Origin of the sequence: Streptomyces sp. NK15101 (assembly GCF_020400725.1) — a bacterium.
GTDB lineage: Bacteria > Actinomycetota > Actinomycetes > Streptomycetales > Streptomycetaceae > Streptomyces.
The window spans coordinates 1-23,352 of the sequence record NZ_JAINVG010000103.1 but is presented as its reverse complement, the minus strand read 5'-3'; the positions used below and the strand labels follow the sequence as shown (position 1 = coordinate 23,352).

The window sequence follows — 23,352 nt, the reverse complement described above, 5'->3', positions numbered from 1 at the left end:
GCCGTCAGGACGACGAAGAAACGCTGCAGCGACAGGTTCTCGACGATCAGACCGCCGCCGATCATGCCCACGACGATGCCCAGGCCGGTGGCGACGACCAGGACCGCGACCCCGATCGTGATGCCGCGCTCCCCCAGGTTGCGTCGCAGGAATCCGAGCGGAAGGAGCTGGGCCGCGCCGCCGAATCCCATGAACGCGCACCCGGCCAGCAGCGTCGGGTAGGAGTCGCCCACGGCGGGGACGAGCGCGCCGAGCGTGAGCAGCGCGGACGCCACCACCGAGGCCTTGCGGTCGCCGTACACGTCGGCGAGCCGCGGCAGCAGGATGAAGCCCGCTCCCCCGCCGAGGGTCAGCGCCGTGTAGAGCCACGTCGTCTCGGCCACCGTGGCGAGGCCGTACTGCTCCTGGATGACCGGCAGGAGCGGAGGCAGGACGAAGACGACCGCGTTGGTCAAGGTGACCAGCAGGGCGCCGATGGCGATGAGTACGGCCCTTTTCGCTGCCGGGCGGGCGTTGACGTCTCGGGCCGCCCCGGCCGTCTTGTCGGTTTCTGTCACAGTTCTCTCCGATGCGTGGTCAGCCGTGTGCCAGGAGCCCGGCGCCGATGGAGGTGCGGTCGAGGGGCCGATGCCGGAGCGCTCGCTCGATCCGTTCAGGAAGGGACAGGAAGGCTGTTCAGGAAGGGAGACGTGGTGCTGGTGACGGGTTGCCGGAGCCGACGCGATCCGCCGCGGACGCCGATCGGCTCGAGACCCGGGTCAGGGACCCGAGGCCCGTGACGCCGGCACCCTCGCCGGGACGGCGGGGAAGCGGCTCGGACCCAGGCGGCCGTGCTGCCGGGAGGGACCGCTTCCGCCGCCCCGGCGACTCGCCCCGCAAGGGGGCCGGCCGGCCGACGGGGAGATCGCCGAGCGCGCAGCCGGATTCGTCGCGGCGACCGGGGTGAGGTGGAGACGTTCGGAGGCGCTGTCGGCCCGGCCGGGTTCACCGGCCTGACGCCCCGGCTCGGGGTACCACCGAGGTGGATCTTGTGATCCGCCTCATACGCTAGAATCTACTTGGTCATCCGATCAAGACCTACGACCAAGTAGTGTCCAGGTCGTAATAACAACCCTCGGCCTCGGACCCGACTGTTAGGCTGCGGGTTGACTTAGTCAGGCGTCCAACTAGCGGGGGACGCCCTCTACACGGGAGGAAGTCGTGCCACGAATTCCCGCCGCAGAACGGCGCAGCGACTTCGTCAAAGCAGCGGTGAAGGTCATCGCGACCCACGGCATCGACGGCGCCACGACCCGGCGGATCGCCGAGCAGGCCCAGGCGCCCCTGGCGACGCTGCACTACTGCTACCACACCAAGGAAGACCTGTTCGCGGACGTCTACGCTTTCGTGGCCCGCAGGTTCCGCGAGGTGGTCAGGGAGAACGACCCTCATGCCGACCCGGCCACGACGGCCCGCCGGCTCCTGCGCGGGCTCATGGAGTGCTACCTCGAATCAGACGACTTCGCGGCGACCGCGCTGGAACTCATCAGCTGGGCACGGCGGCAGCACGAAGACCTCGGCATCAGGGTGTACGACGAGGCCTTCGAGGCCGCGCGCACCGTGCTTCAGAGCACGGCCTCGAGCCGCCCGCTCGAAGCGGAGACCATCGATGAGATCGCCTACGTCCTCGCCACCTTGGCCGATGGCTTCGCCCTGAACTGGTTGACGTACGGGGACCGGTCCGCCGCGGTGAAGCAGATGGAGGTCACCGCGGCGGTACTCGACAGCTGGCTGGCGGTTCGGCTCGCATCCGTGCCGGCGGCACTGGGCTGACCGCGAACCGTTCACCACGGAGCGGGACGCACGAGCCGGCTCCGCCGGCCCTGAGGACCCGTTCGCGGACGTCACGGCCTCCTGCGGCGACAGGAGGCCGTGGTGCGGACGATCGGGACGGCCACGGGCGAGACCTTCCTCGACAGTGGGGTTCCGCGGTCTCACAGCGGGAGGTCGGGCCCGTCGACACCGACCACCCTGTCGCCGCAGAAGACGCGCACCGACTCGGCCGGCCCGTGGCCGCCGATGCCGGACGGACCCCAGAAGCTCTGGGCCGAGTCGTCACCGAGGTCGGCGAGCTTGGCGCCGTTGACGCGCACCTCGCCCGACAGGAGGCGGGAGCCGATCTCGATCGCACGGTCGGTGTCGGCCCCGAACACATAGGCGTCGAGGCCCGAGGGATGCGCGTTGGCGACGCGCAGGGCCTGCTCGTCGGAGTCGACGGCGTACAGGGAGACGACGGGGCCGAACAGCTCGGCGGTGGCCTTCGCCGGATCCGCTCCCGCCGCGACGGTCGGCGAGAGGAACAGGCCGTCGAGAGCGGGGAGGCGGGCCGGCTGATGGATGGCCGCGCCGAGGTCCCGCAGCCCTTCGACCCGCCTCCGCAGCGTCTCGAAGTGCGGCACGTTGGAGATCGGGCCGATCTCCACGTCGTCGTCCAGCGAGTGACCGACGGCGACCTTCGCGATGCGCTCGGTCAGGGCTTCCAGCAGTGCCCCGGCGAGGCTCCGGTGGACGAGGACCTTGCCCGGCCCTTCGCACCACTGGCCGTTCAGCTTCGTCATGCCCTCGAAGATGCCGTCGGCCGCGACGTCGACGTCGGCGTCCTCCAGGACGAGCGCGGGGTTGTTGCCGCCGAGTTCGAGCTGGAGGACCTTGAAGTCCTCGGCAGCGGACCGCGCGATGGCGCGGCCGGCACCGGGCCCCCCGGTGAAGGAGACGATCTTGATGCGCGGGTCGCCCGTCAGCGCGGCACCGACGTCTCCGCCACCGTGCACCAGTTGCAGGGCACCGCTGGGCAGCCCCGCCTCGACGAAGCACTCGACGATGATCTGGGCGCTGCCGGGAGCGTGCTCCGACGGCTTCAGGACCACCGGACAGCCCGCCGCCACGGCGCTCACGACCTTCGCCGCCGGGATGAAGCTCGGCCCGTTCCACGGAGTCAGGATCGCCGCCGGCCCCCAGGGGACCTTGTACAGACGGACGTCCCGGCCGCCCGCCGCCAGGGCCTTGACCCGGGGGATGGCGACCAGGTCGGCCGCCGTGGACCGGATCCTGGCGGGCAGGAAGGCCGCCACCTTCCTCGTGACGCTGATCGGCGTCCCGCTGGTCAGCGAGTCCGTCCGGGCGATGTCCTCGGTCCGGGCCTCGATGATCGCGGCGACGCGTTCGAGGACGGCCGCACGCTCGCGGCGTGCGTCCTCGTCCCACCGGCCGACCTCGTACACCCGCTCGGCGTGCCGCAACGCCCGCTCGAGGTCCCCGGGGACGGTCGTGACCATCCGGTGCAGGGGCTCGCGGGTGTTCGGATCGATGTTCCACGCGCCCCGGACCGTGGCGCACTCGCTCCAGCTGTCGGCGATGTAGTTCACCGGCTGGGGAATCGTCATCTCGGCGTTCGACATGTGAGTCGCCTCTGCAATCGCTGGTGGATCAGGACTGAAGGTCGACGACGATGCGGGTCACGTCCCCCGACCGCATCGCCTCGAAGCCCTCGTTGATCTCGTTGAACGGGATGACCCGGGTGACCATCTCGTCGAGCAGCAGCCGCCCCTGCTGGTACAGCCGCGCGAGCTGGACGATGTCCTGGCGCGCCTGGCCCGAGCCCATGTAGGACCCGATGAGGCGCTTCTCGCCGAAGAAGAAGTCGGACGCGGGCACGCTGAGCTCGGTGCCGGCCGGGGCGATTCCCACCAGGCACGCGGTGCCGGTCGGGCGCAGGACAGCCATGGCCGTCGCCGCGGTGCGGGCCGATCCGACCGCCTCGAAGGAGTAGTCGACCCCGTCGCCCAGCTGGGCGTGGATCTCCGCGACCACGTCCGCCGTTCCGCCGTTGACGACGTGGGTGGCGCCGTAGCCCCGTGCGGCCTTCAGCCGTGCGTCGTCCAGGTCGATCGCGACGACGGCGGACGCTCCGGCGAGCCTGGCCCCCTGGATGATGGCCGAGCCGACGCCGCCGCAGCCGATGACCGCGACCGTGCTGCCCGGGCGGACCCGGGCGCCGCGGAAGACGGCGCCGACGCCGGTGATGACGCAGCAGGCCAGAAGGCACCCGACGTGCAGGGGTACGTCGTCGGGGAGCCTGACGAGCGCGTTCTCGCGCATGAGGATGTGCCGGGAGAAGGCGCCGACGTCGCCGAGCCGTTCGATCGGCCGGCCGCTCGTGGTCCGGAACGCGGGCCTCGGGCGGCGGCGCACCTCCTCGACGCGCCCGCACTGGGTCGACCGGCCGGCCTCGCAGTTGGCGCATCGGCCGCAGGAGGGGGTCAGCGCGCCGACCACGCGGTCGCCGGGGCGCAACCCGGTCACCTCCGAGCCGACCGCTTCGACCACGCCCGCCACCTCGTGCCCGACCACCACCGGGAGGTCGACCGGCACCGTTCCGGTCATGTAGTGGAGGTCGCTGTGGCACAGCCCGACGTGCGTGACCGAGACCCGCACCTCGTGCGGTTCCGGGTCGTCCACCCTGATCGTGGTCAGCTCGAGCGGCTCGTTGACCGCGGTGAGCACCGCGGCCTGGGTGTCGATCATCTCGACGTCTCCTCTGTCGTTCGTCTGATGAAGCTGAGGGGTCGCCCGCTGCCGGGCCCTACGGGCGGGTGTTCCTGGCGTTCCAGAAGCCCTGGATCCCGGCGCTGAGCACCCCGCTGTCCCAGGCCTTCCTCGCGGCGTCGTCCTCCCGGGCGAAGGCCCGCTCGATCTCGTCGGGCTGCGGCCGCAGGAGGGCGAGGTGGAGGGCCGTCGTGCCGCCCCCGGGGGTCCATTCGATGACGGTGTCGACGGCCCGGCCCACCAGGTGGTCCGGCTCGACGACCTCGTCCAGGAGCCCCATCCGCAGGGCCTCGTCGGCTCCGATGCGCGGGGATCCGAGGACCATGCGCATCGCGTGGTTCCGGATCAGACGGCCGAGGAGCACGCTGGACGCGTTCGAGATCGTGAGGCCCCGGCCGTTCTCCGGCTGGTAGTACTCCGTCGCCGGCGTTCCGATGCGCGCGTCGCAGCACAGCGTGATCTCCGAGGCGCCGCCCACCGCCAGTCCGTTGACCGCGGCGATGACGGGAACCCGTGTGTGCAGGATCGCCCGGGTGATGTCGTGGAAGCTCTCGAAGGCCTCGCGGACCTCGGCGTCCGTGGTCGGCGCGCTCTGGAGGTCCTCACCCGCCGAGAAGGCCCGGCCCTCCCCGGTGAGCACGATGCCGCGCACGCTCTCACCGGTGCCGAACTCCCGGATGACGTTCGCGAGCCGCAGTCGGGTGGCGACGTCGATGGCGTTCAGCTTCTCGGGGCGCCGCAGGGTCAGTACCGCGACGTTCCGAACGACGTCGACGTCGAGGAACTCTCCGGCCGTGGCACGAGGGGCGGACTTGTTCCGCCGGGCACCGAGGTCGTGGGTGACGCCGGGCCGGTCCACGGCCCGGGCCTTGAGGGCGGGCTTGGAGATGCGTTCGGACGGCGTCCGGGGGAAGTCGGCGACGAACTCGACGTAGCGCGGAACCTTGAAGCGCGCCAGTTCCCCGGCGGCCCGGGTGACGATCCGCTCGGCGGTGGCACGACCGGCCGGCACGCCTTCCGCGAGCTGCACGAAGGCCTTGACCTCCTCGCCGAGGGTTTCGTCGGGCTCGGCGACGACCGCGGCCGCGACGACCTCGTCGTCCCGCTCGAGGGCGGCCTCGACCTCGACGCTCGCGACGTTCTCGCCGCCGCGGCGCACCATGTCCTTGATCCTTCCGACGAGCCGGATGCCGCCGTCCGGGCCGCGGACCACGAGGTCTCCGGTGTGGAGCCAGCCTCCCCCGGCGGCTACGCCCTCATTGCCGGGGGGACCCCCCTTGCGCAACACCCTGGCGGTGTCCTCGGGGCGGTTCCAATAGCCGTTCATCATCGGCTTGCCGGAGAGGATCAACTCGCCGGGCTCGCCGTCGGGCACCTCGGTCCCGTCAGGGTCGACGATCCGGACCTGTTTCGTCGGGACCGCGCGGCCGAGGGTTCCGCTTCCCACGGCGTCGGCGTCGTCGAAGGGGCTGAAGAGGTCGACCCCGGACTCGGTCATCCCGTAGATCTCCCGCCACGGGGCGCCCCATCGCTCCTCCAGTGGGGCGTGGAGTCCGGCGGGGATGCCCGAGCAGAGCACGAGACGGACGTCGTTGTCGCGGTCGTCGGGAGACGGCGGCTGCTTGAACAGCAGGGTCGGCATCGATCCGAGGACGTAGAAGAAGGTGGCGCGGTGCCGGCGGACGTCGGCGAAGAAGTTCGACGCGGAGAACCGGGGCAGCACCACCAACGGGGCTCCGACGGTCAGGGCCAGCGCCGTGTTCCACTGCGGGTCCATGTAGGAGAAGGGCTGAGCCGTCAGGAGCACGTCGTCGGTACCGAGCCCGGTCGCCGCGGCGCAGATCCAGCCCAGCCGGACCCAGTAGTCGTGGGTGAGCATGCACGCCTTCGGGAACCCCGTCGTGCCCGAGGTGTACTGCAGGTTCGCCAGGGTGCCGGCGTCGATCGACACGGCGGGAGCCGTCACCGGAAAGTGCTCCGCCCCGGCGTCGAAGACGTCGAGGACGCGGACACCGGCCAGATCGGGTTCGGCCGCCAGCACCTCGGCGAACAGGCCGGCGCGCTCGGCGTCGGTGAACACCACGCGCGCTCCCGAGTCCCGGAGGACGAAGGTGAGATCGGCTCGCCGGTACGAGGAGTTGACGGGGACCGCCACCGCGCCGGCCTTGAGCGCGGCGAGCCACGCGACCGGCCAGTGCACGACGTTCGGGAGCATGATGGCGACCCGGTCGCCCGGCTGGACGCCGTCGAGCTCGATCAGCCGGTGCGCCAGCCTGGAGGTCCAGTCGTCGATCTGGGCGAAGGTCCACGACCGTTCGCCGAAGCGCAGGAACTCGGCGTCGGGTGAGAGTCGTGCGCGCTGCGACAGCAGTGCGGTCAGGGTGGGGGTGGAGGGGTGCTCCCCCGTCTGATCGGGCCTCACCGCAGGCTGACGCCGCGCCTGGGCGTGCGTCCCGCGTTCGGCCGCCACGTTCGCGGTCACGAGTAGCTCCTCTGCTCATGGTCGGCGTACCTGTGGTCCCGAAGCCGTCCGGCCGACTCCTCGACGATCCACGTCATCGTCGGATCGGAGCTCTCCATCCACTCCGGGTGCCACTGGACTCCCAGGACCGGGGCGCCCGGGAGTTCCACGGCCTCGACGACGCCGTCGGTCGCCCGGCCGGTCACGACCAGGCCGGCACCGCATCGGTCGACGGCCTGGTGGTGCCAGGAATTGGTCACTGCTCGTTCCCCGAACAGTCCTGCCGCGATCGTGTCGGGTTCGAAGGACACGACGTGGTCGGCGGTGCCGTCGGTCGGTGCGGCCTCCGGCGACAGGTGTCGCACGGCGCTTGACGGAAGGTCGGCGACGAGGGTTCCGCCGAGTGCGACGTTGAGCACCTGCATGCCCCGGCACACCCCCAGCACGGGTATCCCCCGCTCGATCGCCGCGCGGACGAGGGAGACCTCGTACTCGTCCCGCGCGACGTCGTGCACCATCGGGTCGGTCCGTGGATCGACGTCGCGGACCACCGCCGCGTCGCCGCCCCAGCGGGCCGGGTGAACGTCCTGGCCGCCGCTGATCACCACGCCGGCCAGCCAGTGGCAGACCGCCGCCGCGTCGGTGTCGTACGTCAGGTTCACCGGGAGCCCGCCGGCCCGTGCGATCCGGCCGGCGAAGTCCGACATGTAGCTGTCCATGCACCGGTCGCCGTACCGGCTGTCCGCCCCCTTGACGAGGTCCAGCCGGTAGCGCCGTCCGGTGACGCCGATGAGCGGCCGCGCCGCGGCCGCCCCGTCGTGCAGCGCGCTCACGGCAGTTCGAAGTAGCGGGTCGACTCCCACTCCGAGAGCTCGGCGAATGGATCGCCGCCCGCGGTGTGGAACTGCATCCACTCCCACTTGCGCGAGGCGATCCAGTAGTCGACGAACTCGTCGCCGAGGATCTCTCGCAGCACCGGGTCCGCGTCCAGGGCCGCGGCCGCCTTCGTGATGGTGTCCGGGATCCGCTCGACGCCCAGGCCCGGCGGCAGGCACCACGCCATGTCGGTGACCTGTTCCGGCGGGGTGATCTTGCGCTCGACACCGGCGACGACCCCGGCCAGCACGCCGGCGAGCGCGAGGTAGAGGTTCGCGTCCGCGCCCGGAAGCCGGTACTCGAGGCGGGAGTACTTCGGGTGCCCGCAGACGGCCCGCACGGCCGTGGTCTTGTTGCTGATTCCCCAGCTGATGGTGACCGGCGGTCCGCTGAGGTCCACCAGGCGTCGGTAGGACGTGATCTGCGGCAGCGCGAGGGAGGTGTTGCCCTCCATCGTGGCGAGCAGGCCGCCGATGGCGTGGAGCATCGTCTTCGAGGGTCCGTCCTCGGCGTAGAAGGCGTTCATGCCGTCGCGCTGGAGGGAGAGGTTGATGTGCGACGCCTGGCCGTAGCCGGCGGTGGGCTTGGCCATGAAGGTCACGGTGCGGCCGCGCTCGAACGCGACCTCGCGCATGATCTGGCGGGTCCGCGCCCATGCGTCGCAGACGGCGATCGGGTCTCCGGGCGCCAGGTTGAGCTCGATCTGACCGGCGGCGTCCTCGTCGCTCCAGGCCTCCCACGCGATGCCGACCTCGTCGAGACGGTCGGCGACCGCGTTCATGTACTCGACCCAGTCCTTCGACTTCGCGAGGTGGTACGCCGTTCCCGCGGTTCCGCCGAGCGGCGTGAGGTCGCGGTATCCACGGGAGCGTGCCTCGTGGATCGACTCCTCGAACACCGTGGCCTCGATCTCGACCGCGACCTTTGCGGAGAAGCCGTTCGACGCCAGTCGATCGACCGTCTTCCGCACGAGGTTGCGCGGACAGAGGGGCACCGGTCGCCCGTCCTTCAGCCAGTAGTCGCCGATGACCGCGTCCAGACCCGGCTGCCACTCCACCCGCGTCGACGGGTCCGGCCGGAGGTACACGTCGTCGAGGTGGCCACGCCATTCCGGGTAGGCGGCACCGAAGACGGGGACGTTGCCGAGGTCGAGGCCGAACAGCAGGTCGGCGAAGGCGAAGCCGCTGTCGCTGCCCGAGTCGAACTTCTCCGGTGCGACGTTCTTGCCGAGGAAGCAGCCCTCGTGGTTCGTCGCCTCGAGCCGGACGGCTCGCACTCGCGGGTCCGGACGGTCGGTGCCCGTGACGGGCTGCGTGAGCTCAGACATCGTAACGAACCTTCCAGGAGGCGCCGGTCATGACCGACAGTTGGGAGAGGGTGCCCTGAATCCCCAGCGCGCCCGAGGACAGGACCGCGACGAGATCGTCCGCACCGGAGAACACGCCGGCGAGCGTCTCGGGCGCTCCGGCGATCAGGTACTGCGTGAGGCCGTCGCCGAGCACGGCCTGCTCCAGGCCCTCGGGCCCTTCGGTGACCGCGATCAGCACGTCGGGGATGCCCGGCAGTGACCGCGTCGCTTCCCAGAAGCGCTGGGCGGCCTCGCGCCAGTCCGGCAGGGGCGGCGTCAGCGCCCGCACGACGCCTCCGGCCAGGTCGGCGTCGCCGGAGAAGTCCTCGACCGGCGCGAATCGCGCGTTCAGGTCGACGGTGAGGGTCGTGTCCGGCTCGGCCGGGATGCCGCCGGCCACGTCGACGCCGCTCTCGCCGAAGCTGATCGTCGCGGTCTGCGGCGTGTCGTGGGAGCGGATCGCCGCGGTGCCGGTCGTCCTCCGCAGGGTCTCGAGCGCATGCCCGGCCCGGGCGGAGTCACGCAGCGTACGGCCGATCAATCGAACCAGGGGACTCGCATCGTCTTCGATCCTGACGGCGACCTCTGCGGCACCCGCAGAGGTCGCCGTGGGGGCCGTCATGGTTCCGGTCATCCTTCGGTCCTTTCGACTTACGAGATCACACGCGACACGGGGCGCCGCCCGCCTTCTCGAAGGGATCGCGATCTACATGGTCATATGACTCGATCGCTTGACCATGATGGGGTCGGGGTCACACAGTGTCAACACCCTCTTCATCCGCCGTTCGGAAGGCCGATCACATGCCCAAGCCACTCCCGCCGCACGGGGAACGCCTCGACGCGGACGCGCTGCTCGTAGCCATGACCCTGGCCGAGGCGATGCCGACGCCCGTCCGTGAACTCGGAGCCGAGGCGGCGCGCCGGCTCTTCGCGACCGCACCGCCCGACCGCCCCCTGACCCCCCTCGACCGCGTCGACGAGCTGACCGTGCCCACCAGGTCGGGCCCCCTTCGCGCTCGCGCCTACCACCCGCCCGGCCCGCCGGCCGCGGGCCCGCGGCCGGCGCTGATGTATCTCCACGGCGGCGGGTTCGTCCTCGGGACCCTCGACGGAGTCGACGAGGTCTGCCGCGCCATGGCCGCACGATCCGGATGGGCGGTGCTGTCCCTGGAGTACCGGCTCGCCCCGGAGCACCCCTATCCGGCGGCCCTCGAGGACTCCTTCGACGCGCTGGCCTGGTTGCGCGGCTCGGCCCTCGAGCACGGCATCGACCCCGACACGATCGCCGTCGGCGGCGACTCCGCGGGCGGCAACCTCGCCGCCGCGCTCTGCCTCCGGCTCCGGGACCTCGGGCTCGCGCTGCCCGCCTCCCAGGTTCTGGTCTATCCCGCGGTCGACGACGCGTTCGCCAGGGCGTCCTGGAGGGAGTTCGCCGACGCGCCCCTGCTGACTTCCGCCGACGCGCGTTGGCTCTGGGAGCAGTACGTCGGCACGGACCCGGAGGCCGTCGACCCGTACGCGGCCCCGATGAGAGCGGCGTCCTTGCGGGGACTGCCGCCGGCCCTGGTCCTGACCGCCGAGGTCGACCCGCTGCGCGACGACGCCGAAGCGTACGCCGAACGCCTGGAGGGCGACGGCGTACGCGTCACGCGCATCCGTCATTCAGGCGTCTTCCACGGCTTCTTCACCGAGGTCGGCGTCTTCGCCAAGACCGACGCGGCGATCGATGACGTGGTCCGGCATCTGCGCGGCGTCGCCGCGGCCCGAGCGGCGACGACCTCGGCGTCCTGACGGCCGGCGGGGCATTGACGGGGCACCGACCCGCGGTTACCTTCTTGGTCATTCGACTAAGACGAATGACCAAGAGCGGTGGCACGTCGGCGCCCGGCTCCAGATCACGAGAAGGCACGGACCATGACTGACCCCACTTCGTCCACCACCCCCGACGTCGACGTCCTGTGCGTCGGCGCCGGGTTCTCCGGCCTCTACGCCGCGTACAAGGCAGCCGAGCGGGGCTGGACGTTCGCCGGATTCGAGACCGCGCCCGACGTGGGGGGCACCTGGCACTGGAACACCTACCCGGGCGCCCGGTGCGACGTCGAGAGCATCTACTACTCGTACTCGTTCAGCGAAGAGCTGCAGCAGGAGTGGACCTGGAGCGAGCGCTTCGCCCCGCAGGCGGAAATCCTGAGCTACCTCAACCACGTCGCCGACCGTTTCGGCCTCCGTCGGCACTTCCGGTTCAACACCCGTGTGAAGGGAGCCCGTTGGCTCCCCGATGAGCACCTCTGGGAGGTGACCCTCGACTCCGGCGAGACCCGCCGGGGCCGCTACCTCCTCGCCGCCTCCGGCGGTCTGTCGACGCCGAAGAACTTCGACGTGCCCGGACTGGAGAACTTCACCGGGCTGACGGTGTCGACGAGCCGCTGGAACATCTCGCTGGACGACCTCGCCGGCAAGCGGGTCGCCGTCATCGGCACGGGATCGTCGGGCGTGCAGTGCATCCCGCTGATCGCCGAGGTGGCCGGTCACCTCACGGTCTTCCAGCGGACCCCGAACTACGTCCTCCCCGCGCGCAACGCACCCCTGTCCGCGGACGTCGTCGACGAGATCAAGAGCAACTACCCCGCCATCCGCGAGGAGTGCTGGTACTCCCCCGGCGGCATTCCGGACCGCCCCGCGACCGACAGGGCCTTCGACGTCTCCGACGAGGAACGCCGTCGGCGTTACGAGCGGGCCTACGAGCGCAGCGGGTTCCTCGGTGTCGGCGCGGAGTTCTCCGACCTCCTCACCGACCCGAAGGCCAACGAGACCGCCGCGGAGTTCGTGCGCGAGAAGATCCGCCAGACCGTCGAGGACCCGAAGACCGCCGCCCTCCTGGAGCCCCGGTTCCCGCTGGGCGCGAAGCGCAGCTGTTTCGGAACCGGCTACTACGAGACGTTCAACCGTCCGAACGTCTCGCTCGTCTCGCTGCGCGACGAGCCGATCACCACCATGACGTCGGACAGCGTCGTCACCGAGTCCGGCTCCTACGCCGTCGACGCCATCGTCCTGGCGATCGGATTCGACGCCTTCACCGGCCCGCTGTTCGCCCTCGACGTCACCACGCCGGAGGCGGGCACGCTGCAGCAGGCATGGGCGGACGGCGTCCGCACCTATCTGGGCATCATGACCGCCGGCTTCCCGAACTTCTTCATGATCGGCGGCCCGCAGAGCCCCGCGCTCGCCAGCAACGTCGTCGTCACGATCGAGCAGGCGGTCGACTGGATCGCCGATCTGATCGCCCACGCCGAGGCGAAGGGCGGCGACGTCATCGAACCCACCACCGAGGCCCAGGACGACTGGGTGAACATCACCGAGGCCACCGTCAACCAGACCCTGTACGCGACGACCGACTCCTGGTACCGCGGCTCGAACGTGACCGGCAAGCCGACGACCTTCCTCGGCTACGTCGGCGGCGTGGGCAAGTACCGCCGCATGTGCGCCGAGATCGGCAAGCGCGGCTACCCCGGCGTCAGGATCGGCGGACAGGCCGTCGCGCCCACGATCGGCCGCATCGACGAGGAGATCGCGTGAAGGTCGTCCACCAGCGATACGTCGCCCACTCCGACGCCCACTACGCCGGCAACCTCGTCGACGGCGCGTTCAGCCTGAAGCTGTTCGGTGACGCCGGGACACACCTGGCGATTGCCGTCGACGGCCACGAGGGTCTGTTCGCCGGGTACTCCTCGGTCGAGTTCCTCGCTCCGATCCGCGGCGGAGACGTCGTCGAAGTCGAGGCACGCCTCGCGGCCAGAGGCAGACGGAGCCGGACGATCGACTTCGAACTGCGCGTCGTCTGCCGGTCCCTGGACGAGACCGGCCGGGCGGAGGTTCTGGCCGAGCCCGTCGTCGCCACTCGCGCCCGAGGGACGGGCGTCGTCCCTGCCGATGCAATCGAGAACGTGAGTTGAGGAAGCTATGAACACATCCAGCGACGTACGCGAAGAGGCGTGCGAGATCGTGGTGATCGGTGCCGGCATGGCGGGGCTGATGGCGGCGACCACCCTGTCCGACCGGGATGTCGTCGTGCTCGAAGCCACCGGCCGGGCCGGGGGGCGCGTGGAGTCGGTTCGTCGGGGCGACTACTGGATCAACCTCGGAACCCAGTTCACCGAGGGAACCGGCACCCTGATCGAAGCCCTCGAACGCCACCGGGTCCCCATGGGGACACTGGCGGGCAAGAAGGTGGCCCTCGCGCTCAACGGAAAGCAGGTCGACACCTCGAATCCGTTCGGCCTGATGTTCCGGTCCCGGATGAGCCTCATGGACCGGGTCGGACTGGCGACCGTCGGAGCCCGCATCGTCGCGGCCGTGCCGTTCCTGGCGATGAACCCCGACAACTCCCTGGCGAAGCGGGTCCGGGCGGCACTCGACGCCCGCCCCGCGTCGTACGTGCTGCGCGGCATCCGCTCCGACGTCGCGCGGGACATGGTCCGGTCCTGGTCCGGGCAGTGGATGGGATGCGAGCCGGAGGAGACGGCGGCGACCCAGTTCGTGATCTCGATGGGGATCCTCCTGACGGACCCGGCGAAGGTCCCCAACTTCTCCCTGCCGGCGGGAGGAAACCAGACCCTCACCGACATCCTGGCCGCCGACCTCGGCGACCGGCTGCGACTCGACTCGCCGGTGACGTCGGTGCGGTGGACCGAGGACGAAGTCGTCGTGGACTACGAGGACGGGAGCGGACCGGCGCGGATACGCGCACGCCGTGCCGTCGTGGCCGTTCCCGGAGACGTGGCCGCGAAGATCATGCCCGGTCTCCCTCCCGGGTACCGGGCGGCGTTCGACGACATCCACTACGGCCGGTACGTGGTGGTGGGCTACTTCACCCGTGAGGACGGCCCGCAGCGGTGGGACGACTACATCGCCGTGTCGACGCCGCAGCTGTCGTTCCAGGCGATGTTCAACCACGCAGCGGCCCTGCGCGGTCCCGGCCCACGAAAGCCGGGCGGCGCGCTGGCCTGCTTCGCGGGCGGCGCGGCGGCCGACCGCCTGTTCGAGCTCACCGACGAGGAGATCCTCGACCGGTTCACCACGGACCTCCTGTCGCTCTACCCGGAGCTCCAGGGGAAGCTCGACGAGGGGATCGTCCGGCGTCACCACCGGGTCGTGCCGTTCTGGGCGCCTGACGGACGCGCCTCGCTGCCCACGCTGCGCCGGCCCTTCGGCCCGGTCCACCTGGCCGGCGACTACCAGCTCGACATGCCCTCGCTCGCCGACGCGGCCACCTCGGGCGAGCGGGCCGCGCAGCAGGCCCTGGCGAGCCTGACCCGCACGGCGCGCTGACGATCCGGCGCCCGCCGCGTTCTTCGGCCGCCCGCGCCGGCGGTCACTCCCCGACATTCCGCTCCCCGTCCTTCACGGCGGACCCGTACGAGGAAGGCGACCATGCCCGCCCCACAGAACCCCGTCCGTCAGGCGGACCGGCTCTACCACGACCTGCTCTCCCCGGCTCAGACCCGGGAGACGCGCGACCGAGTGCGGAAGATCGCCGCCGACGTCGTCGCCCCCGCCGCACGCCGGATCGCGAACGGGGACGAGCGCGTCGACGGCTTCCCGCAGGACGTCTTCGACGGCCTCGCCTCCGCCGGCCTGTTCCGGGTGCCGTTCGCCGCCGAGGTCGGCGGGGACGGGCTCACGCACCCCGTCACGGCGACCGCCGTCGCGATCGAGGAACTGGCCTACCACTCGAGCAGCGTCGCGGCGGTCTTCGACGTCCATTGCATCCTCGCCGGCAACGCGCTGACCCACGGCACCGCCGCCCAGCAGCGGAAGTGGCTGCGGCCGGTGGCCGAAGGCACCGTCGTGGGCGCCTTCGCCACCACCGAGCCCGAGGCGTCGTCCGACCTGAGCCCCGAGGCGGTGCGCACCGTCGCCGTCCGGCGGGACGACACCTGGATACTCAACGGCCGCAAGCGGTGGATCTCCAACTCACCGGTCGCGGGATTCATCGTCACCCTCGCCCGCACCGGCGACCGGCTGTCGATGTTCATCGTCGACACCTCCCTGCCCGGGGTGCGCGTCGGCGAGCCCGACCGGAAGATGGGCAACCGCGGCCAGCTCACCGCCGACGTGTGGTTCGAGGACGTCGAGCTGACGGCCGACTCGCTGCTCGGCGGCGAGCCGGGACAGGGACTGCGTCACGCGCTCGCCACCCTCACGCTCGGCCGCATCGGCATCGCCGCCGCCGGTGTCGGCATGGCCCAGGCCGCCTTCGACCACGCCGTCGCACACCTGTCGGCCCGGGAGGCGTTCGGCCGGAAGCTGGCCGCCAACCAGCACTGGCAGTTCCTCCTGGCCGACCGTGCCACGGAGATCGAGAACGCCCGCAACCTCTACCTCAAGGCGGCGCTGCGCCGTGACGCCGGTGAGGTGTTCCCCGAGCCGGAAGCCGCGATGGCGAAGCAGTACGGAAGCCGGCTGGCGGTCGACATGGCGCGCGACGCGGTCCAGGCGTTCGGCGGTCTCGGCTTCGCCCGGGAGCTCGGCGCCGACGGCACACCGGGGCCCGTCGAGGCGATCTACCGCGACAGCAAGATCGGGGAGATCTACGAGGGCACCAACGAGATCCTGAAGTGGGTCATCGCCCGCACCGTCTTCGGCAAGGAGATCACCGGATGAGCCTCGCGGGCCGCACCCTGCTCATGTCCGGCGGCAGCAGGGGCATCGGCCTGGCGATCGCCGTCGCCGCCGCCCGCCGCGGCGCCAACGTGATCCTGCTGGCCAAGACCGACACTCCGGACCCTCGGCTGTCCGGCACGATCCACACCGCCGCCGCGGAGATCGAGGCCGCGGGCGGCAGTGCGCTCGCCGTCGTCGGGGACGTACGCGACGAGGCAGCGGTGCAGCGGGCCGTCGAACGGGGCGTGGACCGGTTCGGCGGCATCGACATCGTGGTCAACAACGCCTCGGCGCTGGCCGTCGACGGCACGGAGACGCTGACCCCGAAGCGCTTCGACCTGATGACCGGCATCCAACTGCGCGGCACGTACCTGCTGACCAGCAAGGCCCTCCCCCATCTACGTAAGGGGACCGACCCGCACATCCTCTCGCTCAGCCCACCCCTCAACCTGTCTCCCAGCTGGCTCGGCGCCCACCCCGCGTACACGATGGCCAAGTACGGCATGACGATCCTGACACTCGGCTGGGCGGCGGAGTACGCCGACCACGGTGTGGCGGCCAACTGCCTGTGGCCCGAGACGTACATCGCCACCGACGCGGTGAAGAACATCCTCGGCGGCGACGCCGCGCTCGAGAGGTCGCGCTCACCCGAGATCGTGGCCGACGCCGCCGTCGCGATCCTCGAGCGGCCCGCACGCGAGTGCACCGGCAACGCTTTCCTCGACGTCGAGGTGCTCCGCGACGCCGGGGTCACGGACCTCTCGCCGTACGGCGGCACGGGCGAACTCCAGTACGACATCTTCGTCGATCCACGGTGACGACGAGACGGCACGCCCGCGCCGGGGCGGAGCGCGCGTCACACGATCCATCCGCGGGCGGACGAACCCGCCGCACGGCTCATGAGGAATCTCCATGCTGAACCTGTCGATCCTGCTCGAGGACTCCGCCCGCAAGTACCCCGATCGCGAAGCCGTCGTACTGGGCTCCACCTGCCTGACGTACGGCCAGCTGAACGCCGCGGCCAACCAGGTCGCGAACCTGCTCGTGGAGCGCGGGATCGGCCCCGGTGACAGGGTGGCCCTCAGTTGCCCGAACCTGCCGCACTTCCCCGTCGTCTACTACGGCGTCCTCAAGACCGGCGCGGCCGTCGTCCCGCTCAACGTGCTGTTGAAGAGCCGCGAGATCGCCTACCACCTGGACGACGCCGAGGTGAAGGCCTACTTCTGCTTCGAGGGCACCGCCGAGCTGCCGATGGGCGCCGAGGGCCTCGCCGGCTTCCGGCAGGCCGGCACCGTCGAGCACTTCTTCGTCATCACCGGTGACCCGGCCGCGCCCGGTCCCGTCGACGGCGTCGAGACGCTCGGCAGTGCCATGGCCGGCCAGGGCACGACGTTCGACTCGGTACCGACCGAGCCCACCGACACGGCGGCCGTCCTCTACACCTCGGGGACCACCGGACAGGCGAAGGGCGCAGAGCTGTCGCACGCCAACACGATGATGAACGTGCTGGCGTGCAACCGCCTGTTCCGCAGCACACCGGCTGCCGACAGCCATCTGCTCTGCCTCCCGCTCTTCCACACCTTCGGCGCCACGGTGCAGATGCACGCCGGTTTCTCGACGGCCGCCACCCTCCACCTCGTCCCCCGCTTCGACGCGCGCGACGTCGTGGAGCTGATGGACCGCGAGCGCATCACGTTCTTCGCCGGAGTGCCCACCATGTGGTGGGGGCTCCTGAACGCGCTCGGCGACGACATCGACGTCGAGCGCATCGCGGGCAACCTCCGGATCGGCATCTCCGGAGGGGCCCCGCTGCCGGTGGAGCTCGCCCAACGGATCAGACAGCGCCTCGGGATCACGGTGCTGGAGGGATACGGGCTGTCGGAGACCTCTCCCGTGGCGACCTTCAGCGACCCCGATCTCGACCCGCGCCCGGGATCGATCGGGGTGCCGATCTGGGGCGTCGAACTGAAACTCGTCGACGACGACTGGACCGAGGTGACCGGCAGTGACCGGGTCGGCGAGATCGCGGTGAAGGGCCACAACGTGATGAAGGGCTACTACGGCCGGGCGGAAGCCACCGCCGAGGTCGTCCGCGACGGATGGTTCCGGACCGGCGACCTCGCACGACGCGACGAGGACGGCTTCTACTACATCGTCGACCGGTCGAAGGACCTCATCATCAGGGGTGGCTTCAACGTGTACCCGCGTGAGATCGAGGAGGTCCTGATGACGCACCCGGAGGTCAGCCTGGCAGCCGTCATCGGCGTGCCCCACGACAGCCACGGCGAGGAGATCAAGGCCTTCGTCATCCTCCGGCCCGGCGCCTCCCTCACTCCCGACGAGCTCGTCGCCTGGAGCAGGAAGCAGATGGCGTCCTACAAGTACCCGCGCATCGTCGAGTTCGTGCCGAGCCTGCCGATGACGGCCACCGGGAAGATCCTCAAACGCGAACTGGCCTGAGCCCGCCGCGCACACCCTGGTCACCGGTCCGCCCTCCGGAGAGTGCGGGACGCGGAACCGTGGCCGCAGCCGGCCGGAGGGCTCGTGAAGGACGTCCTGCCGGAAGGCGCGGCGTTGGCGGAGGACGTCCGGCCGGGTTCCTCCTTCCGGCTCCAGGGCGAGGAGGGCCGGCCGATCGGGGGCTGCGAGGTGGGCCTCGACGTCACCGGGCGGCCGGCCCTCCTCGCCCTGCTCAGCCGGGCCGGTGCCGGCAGCCGGCAGCACCTTGGACATCCGGCGTACGGCCGTCGAACCGAGCGGTGTCCAGGAATCCTGAGCTCGGCGTCCTGTGGCACTACCCGCCGTACGCCCTTGCTCAGCAGTCGTAGCTCTTGAGCGTCTTCGAGGCGCCGGTGGCCGACTTCAGGTAGTCGTTCTCCGACTTCAGGCTCTCGTTCTCCGCCGTCGCCTCCGCCAACTGCACGACCAGCCCGGCCGCCATGGACAGGAGCTCCTCGTGGTTCGCCTGGAGCTCCTCGTGCTCTTCTTGGAGCTCCTCGTGGTTCGCCTGGAGCTCCTCGTGCTCTTCCCGAAGCCCCTTGTACTTCTTCCAGGCGAGGGCCCCGATGGTGGTGGCGGCCACAACGCCGGCGCCGACCTTGACCATGACCCTGACTTTGCCGGACCTACCTCCGGCTGACCCGGCACCGTCCTTGCCGATGCAGACGTGGCCCGTCTGCTGCGAGTGCTGTTGAGCCTCGCCAATACGGTCGGTCTGATACGAGCACGATCCGCAGGGGTAATGGGTCATCAGTCGTTCCTCTCGCCCAGCGAGATGAGCTTGCCACAGGTCACGTGCCTCCGGGGACCAGTTGGTCACCCTCGATACGCCCACCGGCGCCGAGGATTCCAGGCCGGGGAGGCCACGAAGACGGACCGGACACCGCGGCTGATGACCATCAGCGGATCGGTGGCACCGTTCGGACCGTGTACCAGCGGTTCGTCCAGTGGAGTCGCGACCGTGTCCGGGCACGGCTCCACCGTGTGATCCTCGACGAGCCCGGCAGTCACGGAGAGCTCGACCGGTCCCGGCGCGCGATCGACTCCGTGAGCGTTCGCGCCACCAGGGGAGGCCCTGACCGGACCGATCCCACCGACCGACCGCGGCAAGAAAGGGGCGAAGATCCATCTGGTCTGTGACCGCGGCGGCGACGACCGGACAAGCTGCGTGCGGACAAGGGGTACGACTACGAGCAGCTGCGCCGGTGGCTTCAGGGTCGGGGGATCCAACACCGGATCGCCTCGATGAACCGTCGACCTTCCCCTGAGCCCGTCTTGGAGCCGCCTTGCCGCACCCCGCGCCGGGTGACAAGCCGGGCCCGCTCCGGCCTGGCACCTGAAACCGCCTACGATGACCGCTCATGAGCACGAATGACGACCGAAGACCCCTGGTCGACGGACGCTTCCGACTGATCTCCCGACTCGGCAGCGGCGGCATGGGTACCGTCTGGCGCGCCCGCGACATCGCCCTCGACCGCGACGTCGCCCTCAAGGAGGTCCGCCCGCCCGACCCCGCCGTCGAGGACGCGAACCCCGGATTCGCCGCGCAGCTGCGCGAACGCGCCGTCCGCGAAGCCCGCGCCCTGGCCCGGCTGTCGAACCCGCACGTCGTGACGATCCACCACATCGTCGAGCCGCAGGACGGCTCGCACCCGTGGATCGTGATGGAGCTCGTCGAGGGCAGCTCCGTGTACGACCGGCTCGCCGCGGGCCCGATGCCCGTCCCCGAGGTGCTCGCCCTCGGCCGCCAGGTCCTCTCCGCACTGCGCGCCGCGCACGCCGCCGGCATCCAGCACCGCGACGTCAAACCCGCCAACGTCCTGCTCCGCCACGATGGCGGGGCCGTGCTCACCGACTTCGGCATCGCCGCGTTCGACGGCGCCACCTCCCGGCTCACTTCCACCGGCGACCTGATCGGCTCGCCGGAGTTCATCGCCCCCGAGCGGGTCCGCGGCGAAGAGGGCAACCCGGCCTCCGACCTGTGGTCGCTCGGCATGCTCCTGTACGTGGCGGCCGAGGGCCACCACCCGCTGCGCCGCGCCACCGGCCTCGCGACCGTGGTCGCGGTGCTCGACGACCCGATCCCCGCGCCGGTGCGGTCCGGCGCGCTGGGTCCCGTACTGACCCGCCTCCTCGTCCGCGATCCGGCGCAGCGGCCGGACGGGGCGCTCCTGGACCGGCTCTTGGCGGAGGCGGAGGGCGGCGCGGCCACGGCTCCTGCTCCCGCCGCTGTTCCCGCCGTTCCTTCTGCGCCCGCCGCCGTCCCTGCCGCACCCGGCCCGTACGCGCCGGCGCCCGCGCCGTACCCGCACCCCGCCTACGGCCCGCCCGCCACGCCGGGCGCGGGCTTCGGCCGGCCGACGCTGCCCACCCACGCGCCCCCGAGCCCGCGCAAGCGCGCCGCAGGCGTCGCCGTCGGCCTCGCGCTGGCGGCCGCCGCGGTGATCGGCGTCGTGAACCTGTTCCCCGACGGCAACGACGGCGGCGGCAGCGGCGGAACCTCCGGGGCGAAGGGCGGCGCCTCGCCGACCGGCGCCGTACGCACCCCCGGCCATGGCACGGGCACGGTTCCGCCCGCCTCCACCCCCACGCCCGCGGTCCGCGGCAGCCTCCTCACCACCGCCAACGTCCGTGCCGTCATCGCGGAGTTCCGCCGGGTGAGCGGCACCACGACGATCAAGGATCTGACGGTCTACGAGGAGTACGCCCTGGCGAACATCCCGACCCGGCCCGGCGCGAAGACCTACGACGCGTACGAGTACCGGGCCGGCGTGGCCAGGAAGACCGGCCCCGGCGGCACCATCAGCGCCGACGACGCCGACGAGCAGCCCTTCGACGTGTCCACGATGCCCTGGGACAGCCTGCCCGCACTGATGAAGCGCGGCGAACGCGACCTCAAGGTGGACGACCCCACGATGCGCTACGTCGTCGTCGAGCGCTGGACCTTCAACGACGACCGTCCGACACTGCGCTTCTACCTCAGCAACGACTACCGGGCCAGCGGCTATCTCGCCGCCGACGCCTCCGGCAAGGTCGTGTCGACCCTGCCCGCGTCCTGAGGTCACCGCCTTTGCGGATCGTGGCTGTCCGCAAAGGCTCCTACGGGTCGGAGCATGCCGCAGACACAGACAGACAGACAGGCGTACCGATGTGCAGACGATCCTGGTCACCGGCGCCTCCAGGGCCGTCGGCCGCCAGGTCGTCGCCTACGAGGTGTTCCTGAACGCCGCGTTCGCCGGGTGGGCCGGACCGGCGACCGCGGCCGGCCGCTCGCGGAGAAGACGACGGCGCGCATGCGGTCCGGCCTGGAGAAGTACGGCACTGCCCTGGTGCCGGTCGAGGGAGGGGACGGGAAGCAGCCGTTCGGCGTGGACCGGCCGATGCGTACCTGTACCGGCAGGAACGAGACCGGTCTCCTCGTCCCCGCCGGGGGCGCCTGAACGACGCCGCCTACCTGGCGGACCAGCCGGCCCGGACGGTGACCACCCGGGAGACCACCGGTGCCGTCGTGCCGCCGCCGTTCATCGCCGAGCTGCGCGGCTGCGGCAGCAAGCACCGCCCCGTCGCCGAACCCCTCGCCCGGTGTGCGCCTCCGGAAACCGTCACGGCCTGGTCCAGCCCGCCCTGTGCGTCGGGGACTGCGACTTCCGCATGCTCCCGGCCGAGGAGTACGCCGCCTCGATGGCGTTCCCGGGCACCTGCCGGTGGCGCGGGTCGAAGCGGGACCGGCTGCGCGCGGCGGGCAACGCGGTGCCCTGCACATGACGCGCGACCTCGTCGCGTGCGGCGTCGAATCCGTCTCGTGGGAGGACTCGTACGGTCCGCGTCGTCGACGTCGAGTTCCAGGGCAGGTGGCAATACGTGGCCACCTGCCCGTGGGGTTGGCAGTACGCCCGCTGGGACGCCGACTGGGCGTTCCCCGTCACCCTCGCCGTCGCGTACGGCTGGTTGAAGAAAGGAGCGCGTTGAAGATCCACATCTACGGCTACCGCGGCATCCGGCACTGGCGCTACCGAGCTGTCTGCCCCTGCGGCTGGTCCCTCGACACGCACGCCGACGCCGCCGTCCCCCTCCTCCCCCTCTCCATCCGAAACCACCGCCACACATGCCGGAAGTGCACATGACCCTCCGCATGCGCGCAGCCCATGACGGCTGGAAGGGGCATGAGGACGGCTTCGATCAGGGGAGGGTGACGTTGTTGAGGGCGTTGTGGGTGGGCAGGGTGTCAGCGGCGTCGTCCTGCTGGTCGCCGTTTCCGGAGCTCTGCGACAGGAGTCCGAGCCCGGGGAGGTTGTTGCCGACGCTGTCGGCCGACGCCGCCCCGGCCGAGGCGAGGACGGCGGTGGCGGCGACAGCGGCGGAGGCGAGAACGCGGCGGTTGAAGATCGTCATGCCGTGCTCAACGAAACCGGCCGCGACAGGGCACGGGGCTCATCGCGCCCGCCGCCGTCGCCGGCGCCGCTCCGGCACCACCGGCGGGCCGTGGCCGTCACGGCCATTACCCTGCCGGCATGGATCGAAGCGGCGACCGCGCCGCCCTGCCCGGCCTCCAGCGATTCGCCCGGCACCTGGAACGCGGCCTCGACGCCGTCACCGCCGCCTCCGCCCACGACTCCGCCGGCGGCAAGCAGGCTCCGACCGATCTGGCGGCGGCCCATCCGAGCGTGAGCAGGGTACGGGCCGACGGCGGCCACCAGACCAGCGTCGTCCAGCACGGCGCCGGCCTCGGGATCGATGGGGAGGTGGTGCAGCGACCGAAAGGAGAGAGCTTCCAGCCGCTGTCCAAGCGGTGGGTGATCGAGCGGACCTTCGGCCGGCTGATGCAGCACCAACCGCATCGCTGGGAGAGAGGGCAGGAATCCGGGAGGCCTCCGGCGCGATCCACGTACGTCGCCTCCTCCCGGACTGTCCGGTGCGGTCC

21 protein-coding genes and 2 pseudogenes are annotated in these 23,352 nt (G+C 71.1%); 14 read left to right on the top strand and 9 right to left on the bottom strand.

Annotated elements, in window-relative coordinates; genetic code table 11:
* Positions 1–557 (bottom strand): MFS transporter (locus K7G60_RS34020; protein WP_225804820.1); only part of this gene is annotated, 557 nt, incomplete at its 3' end.
* 643 nt (positions 558–1,200) lie between these two features.
* Here K7G60_RS34020 and K7G60_RS34015 point away from each other — a divergent pair.
* A complete protein-coding gene (locus K7G60_RS34015) occupies positions 1,201–1,812 on the top strand; it encodes a TetR/AcrR family transcriptional regulator (RefSeq protein WP_225804819.1) in 612 nt (203 codons plus the stop codon).
* 161 nt (positions 1,813–1,973) lie between these two features.
* Here K7G60_RS34015 and K7G60_RS34010 read toward each other — a convergent pair whose 3' ends face one another.
* Genes K7G60_RS34010 through K7G60_RS33985 form a run of 6 tightly spaced genes read right to left on the bottom strand, consistent with a single transcriptional unit; the run spans position 1,974 to position 9,810 of the window.
* Positions 1,974–3,437, bottom strand: a complete 1,464-nt coding sequence (locus tag K7G60_RS34010) for an aldehyde dehydrogenase (protein WP_225804818.1) — start codon at positions 3,435–3,437, stop codon at positions 1,974–1,976.
* A gap of 28 nt (positions 3,438–3,465) precedes the next feature.
* Positions 3,466–4,563: a Zn-dependent alcohol dehydrogenase gene (locus K7G60_RS34005; protein WP_225804817.1), complete on the bottom strand. Its 1,098-nt coding sequence runs from the start codon at positions 4,561–4,563 to the stop codon at positions 3,466–3,468.
* Positions 4,564–4,621: 58 nt separating this feature from the next.
* Positions 4,622–7,066 carry an AMP-binding protein gene (locus K7G60_RS34000; RefSeq protein ID WP_225804816.1) on the bottom strand — a complete coding sequence of 815 codons (2,445 nt, stop codon included), beginning with the start codon at positions 7,064–7,066 and terminating at the stop codon, positions 4,622–4,624.
* Positions 7,063–7,878 (bottom strand): gamma-glutamyl-gamma-aminobutyrate hydrolase family protein, encoded by an 816-nt coding sequence (locus tag K7G60_RS33995; protein ID WP_225804815.1) that lies wholly within the window; start codon positions 7,876–7,878, stop codon positions 7,063–7,065. The genes K7G60_RS34000 and K7G60_RS33995 overlap by 4 nt, the downstream gene beginning before the upstream one ends.
* The gene (locus K7G60_RS33990; protein ID WP_225804814.1) at positions 7,875–9,248 is read right to left on the bottom strand and encodes a glutamine synthetase family protein; all 1,374 of its coding nucleotides are present in this window, start codon (positions 9,246–9,248) and stop codon (positions 7,875–7,877) included. Before K7G60_RS33990 ends, K7G60_RS33995 begins: the two co-directional genes overlap by 4 nt.
* Positions 9,241–9,810, bottom strand: a complete 570-nt coding sequence (locus K7G60_RS33985; protein WP_225804813.1) for a hypothetical protein — start codon at positions 9,808–9,810, stop codon at positions 9,241–9,243. Before K7G60_RS33985 ends, K7G60_RS33990 begins: the two co-directional genes overlap by 8 nt.
* 260 nt (positions 9,811–10,070) lie before the next feature.
* On the opposite strand from K7G60_RS33985, the gene K7G60_RS33980 reads away from it, so the two are divergent.
* From K7G60_RS33980 to K7G60_RS33950, 7 genes are all read left to right on the top strand, one after another.
* Positions 10,071–11,060: an alpha/beta hydrolase gene (locus K7G60_RS33980; protein ID WP_225804812.1), complete on the top strand. Its 990-nt coding sequence runs from the start codon at positions 10,071–10,073 to the stop codon at positions 11,058–11,060.
* A 123-nt stretch (positions 11,061–11,183) separates the two neighbouring features.
* A complete protein-coding gene (locus K7G60_RS33975; protein WP_225804811.1) occupies positions 11,184–12,845 on the top strand; it encodes an NAD(P)/FAD-dependent oxidoreductase in 1,662 nt (553 codons plus the stop codon).
* The gene (locus tag K7G60_RS33970; RefSeq protein ID WP_225804810.1) at positions 12,842–13,222 is read left to right on the top strand and encodes a hotdog domain-containing protein; all 381 of its coding nucleotides are present in this window, start codon (positions 12,842–12,844) and stop codon (positions 13,220–13,222) included. Before K7G60_RS33975 ends, K7G60_RS33970 begins: the two co-directional genes overlap by 4 nt.
* Before the next feature lie 7 nt (positions 13,223–13,229).
* Positions 13,230–14,597 carry an NAD(P)/FAD-dependent oxidoreductase gene (locus K7G60_RS33965; RefSeq protein ID WP_225804809.1) on the top strand — a complete coding sequence of 456 codons (1,368 nt, stop codon included), beginning with the start codon at positions 13,230–13,232 and terminating at the stop codon, positions 14,595–14,597.
* Between the two features lie 102 nt (positions 14,598–14,699).
* Entirely contained in the window at positions 14,700–15,932 is a 1,233-nt protein-coding gene (locus tag K7G60_RS33960) for an acyl-CoA dehydrogenase family protein (protein WP_225804808.1), read from the top strand.
* A complete protein-coding gene (locus K7G60_RS33955) occupies positions 15,929–16,750 on the top strand; it encodes an NAD(P)-dependent oxidoreductase (RefSeq protein ID WP_225804807.1) in 822 nt (273 codons plus the stop codon). The genes K7G60_RS33960 and K7G60_RS33955 overlap by 4 nt, the downstream gene beginning before the upstream one ends.
* A gap of 94 nt (positions 16,751–16,844) precedes the next feature.
* Positions 16,845–18,392 carry a long-chain fatty acid--CoA ligase gene (locus K7G60_RS33950; protein ID WP_225804806.1) on the top strand — a complete coding sequence of 516 codons (1,548 nt, stop codon included), beginning with the start codon at positions 16,845–16,847 and terminating at the stop codon, positions 18,390–18,392.
* Between the two features lie 355 nt (positions 18,393–18,747).
* Here the strand turns inward: K7G60_RS33950 and K7G60_RS33945 are convergent, their stop codons facing one another.
* The gene (locus K7G60_RS33945) at positions 18,748–19,038 is read right to left on the bottom strand and encodes a hypothetical protein (protein ID WP_225804805.1); all 291 of its coding nucleotides are present in this window, start codon (positions 19,036–19,038) and stop codon (positions 18,748–18,750) included.
* Between the two features lie 224 nt (positions 19,039–19,262).
* Here K7G60_RS33945 and K7G60_RS39580 point away from each other — a divergent pair.
* From K7G60_RS39580 to K7G60_RS33925, 5 genes and pseudogenes are all read left to right on the top strand, one after another.
* Positions 19,263–19,673: pseudogene (locus K7G60_RS39580) on the top strand (IS5/IS1182 family transposase); the annotation flags it as partial.
* 119 nt (positions 19,674–19,792) lie between these two features.
* A complete protein-coding gene (locus K7G60_RS33940) occupies positions 19,793–21,490 on the top strand; it encodes a serine/threonine-protein kinase (RefSeq protein ID WP_225804804.1) in 1,698 nt (565 codons plus the stop codon).
* Positions 21,491–21,670: 180 nt separating this feature from the next.
* Positions 21,671–21,871 (top strand): hypothetical protein, encoded by a 201-nt coding sequence (locus tag K7G60_RS33935; protein ID WP_225804803.1) that lies wholly within the window; start codon positions 21,671–21,673, stop codon positions 21,869–21,871.
* Positions 21,872–22,013: 142 nt separating this feature from the next.
* On the top strand, positions 22,014–22,196 hold the full coding sequence (locus tag K7G60_RS33930; protein ID WP_225804802.1) for a hypothetical protein: 183 nt from the start codon (positions 22,014–22,016) through the stop codon (positions 22,194–22,196).
* Positions 22,197–22,396: 200 nt separating this feature from the next.
* Positions 22,397–22,555: a hypothetical protein gene (locus K7G60_RS33925; RefSeq protein ID WP_225804801.1), complete on the top strand. Its 159-nt coding sequence runs from the start codon at positions 22,397–22,399 to the stop codon at positions 22,553–22,555.
* A gap of 55 nt (positions 22,556–22,610) precedes the next feature.
* On the opposite strand, the gene K7G60_RS33920 is transcribed toward K7G60_RS33925, so the two are convergent.
* Positions 22,611–22,823 (bottom strand): hypothetical protein, encoded by a 213-nt coding sequence (locus K7G60_RS33920; RefSeq protein ID WP_225804800.1) that lies wholly within the window; start codon positions 22,821–22,823, stop codon positions 22,611–22,613.
* Positions 22,824–22,942: 119 nt separating this feature from the next.
* Here K7G60_RS33920 and K7G60_RS33915 point away from each other — a divergent pair.
* Positions 22,943–23,352 (top strand): annotated as a pseudogene (locus K7G60_RS33915) (hypothetical protein); the annotation flags it as partial.

Bases quoted from the DNA above. Each gene is read 5' to 3' on its own strand.
- K7G60_RS33955 (WP_225804807.1), top strand. From the start codon at position 15,929: ATGAGCCTCGCGGGCCGCACCCTGCTCATGTCCGGCGGCAGCAGGGGC.
- K7G60_RS33965 (WP_225804809.1), top strand. From the start codon at position 13,230: ATGAACACATCCAGCGACGTACGCGAAGAGGCGTGCGAGATCGTGGTG.
- K7G60_RS33940 (WP_225804804.1), top strand. From the start codon at position 19,793: ATGAGCACGAATGACGACCGAAGACCCCTGGTCGACGGACGCTTCCGA.
- K7G60_RS33920 (WP_225804800.1), bottom strand. From the start codon at position 22,823: ATGACGATCTTCAACCGCCGCGTTCTCGCCTCCGCCGCTGTCGCCGCC.
- K7G60_RS33975 (WP_225804811.1), top strand. From the start codon at position 11,184: ATGACTGACCCCACTTCGTCCACCACCCCCGACGTCGACGTCCTGTGC.
- K7G60_RS34010 (WP_225804818.1), bottom strand. From the start codon at position 3,437: ATGTCGAACGCCGAGATGACGATTCCCCAGCCGGTGAACTACATCGCC.
- K7G60_RS33980 (WP_225804812.1), top strand. From the start codon at position 10,071: ATGCCCAAGCCACTCCCGCCGCACGGGGAACGCCTCGACGCGGACGCG.
- K7G60_RS33945 (WP_225804805.1), bottom strand. From the start codon at position 19,038: ATGGTCAAGGTCGGCGCCGGCGTTGTGGCCGCCACCACCATCGGGGCC.
- K7G60_RS33990 (WP_225804814.1), bottom strand. From the start codon at position 9,248: ATGTCTGAGCTCACGCAGCCCGTCACGGGCACCGACCGTCCGGACCCG.
- K7G60_RS33950 (WP_225804806.1), top strand. From the start codon at position 16,845: ATGCTGAACCTGTCGATCCTGCTCGAGGACTCCGCCCGCAAGTACCCC.
- K7G60_RS33960 (WP_225804808.1), top strand. From the start codon at position 14,700: ATGCCCGCCCCACAGAACCCCGTCCGTCAGGCGGACCGGCTCTACCAC.
- K7G60_RS34005 (WP_225804817.1), bottom strand. From the start codon at position 4,563: ATGATCGACACCCAGGCCGCGGTGCTCACCGCGGTCAACGAGCCGCTC.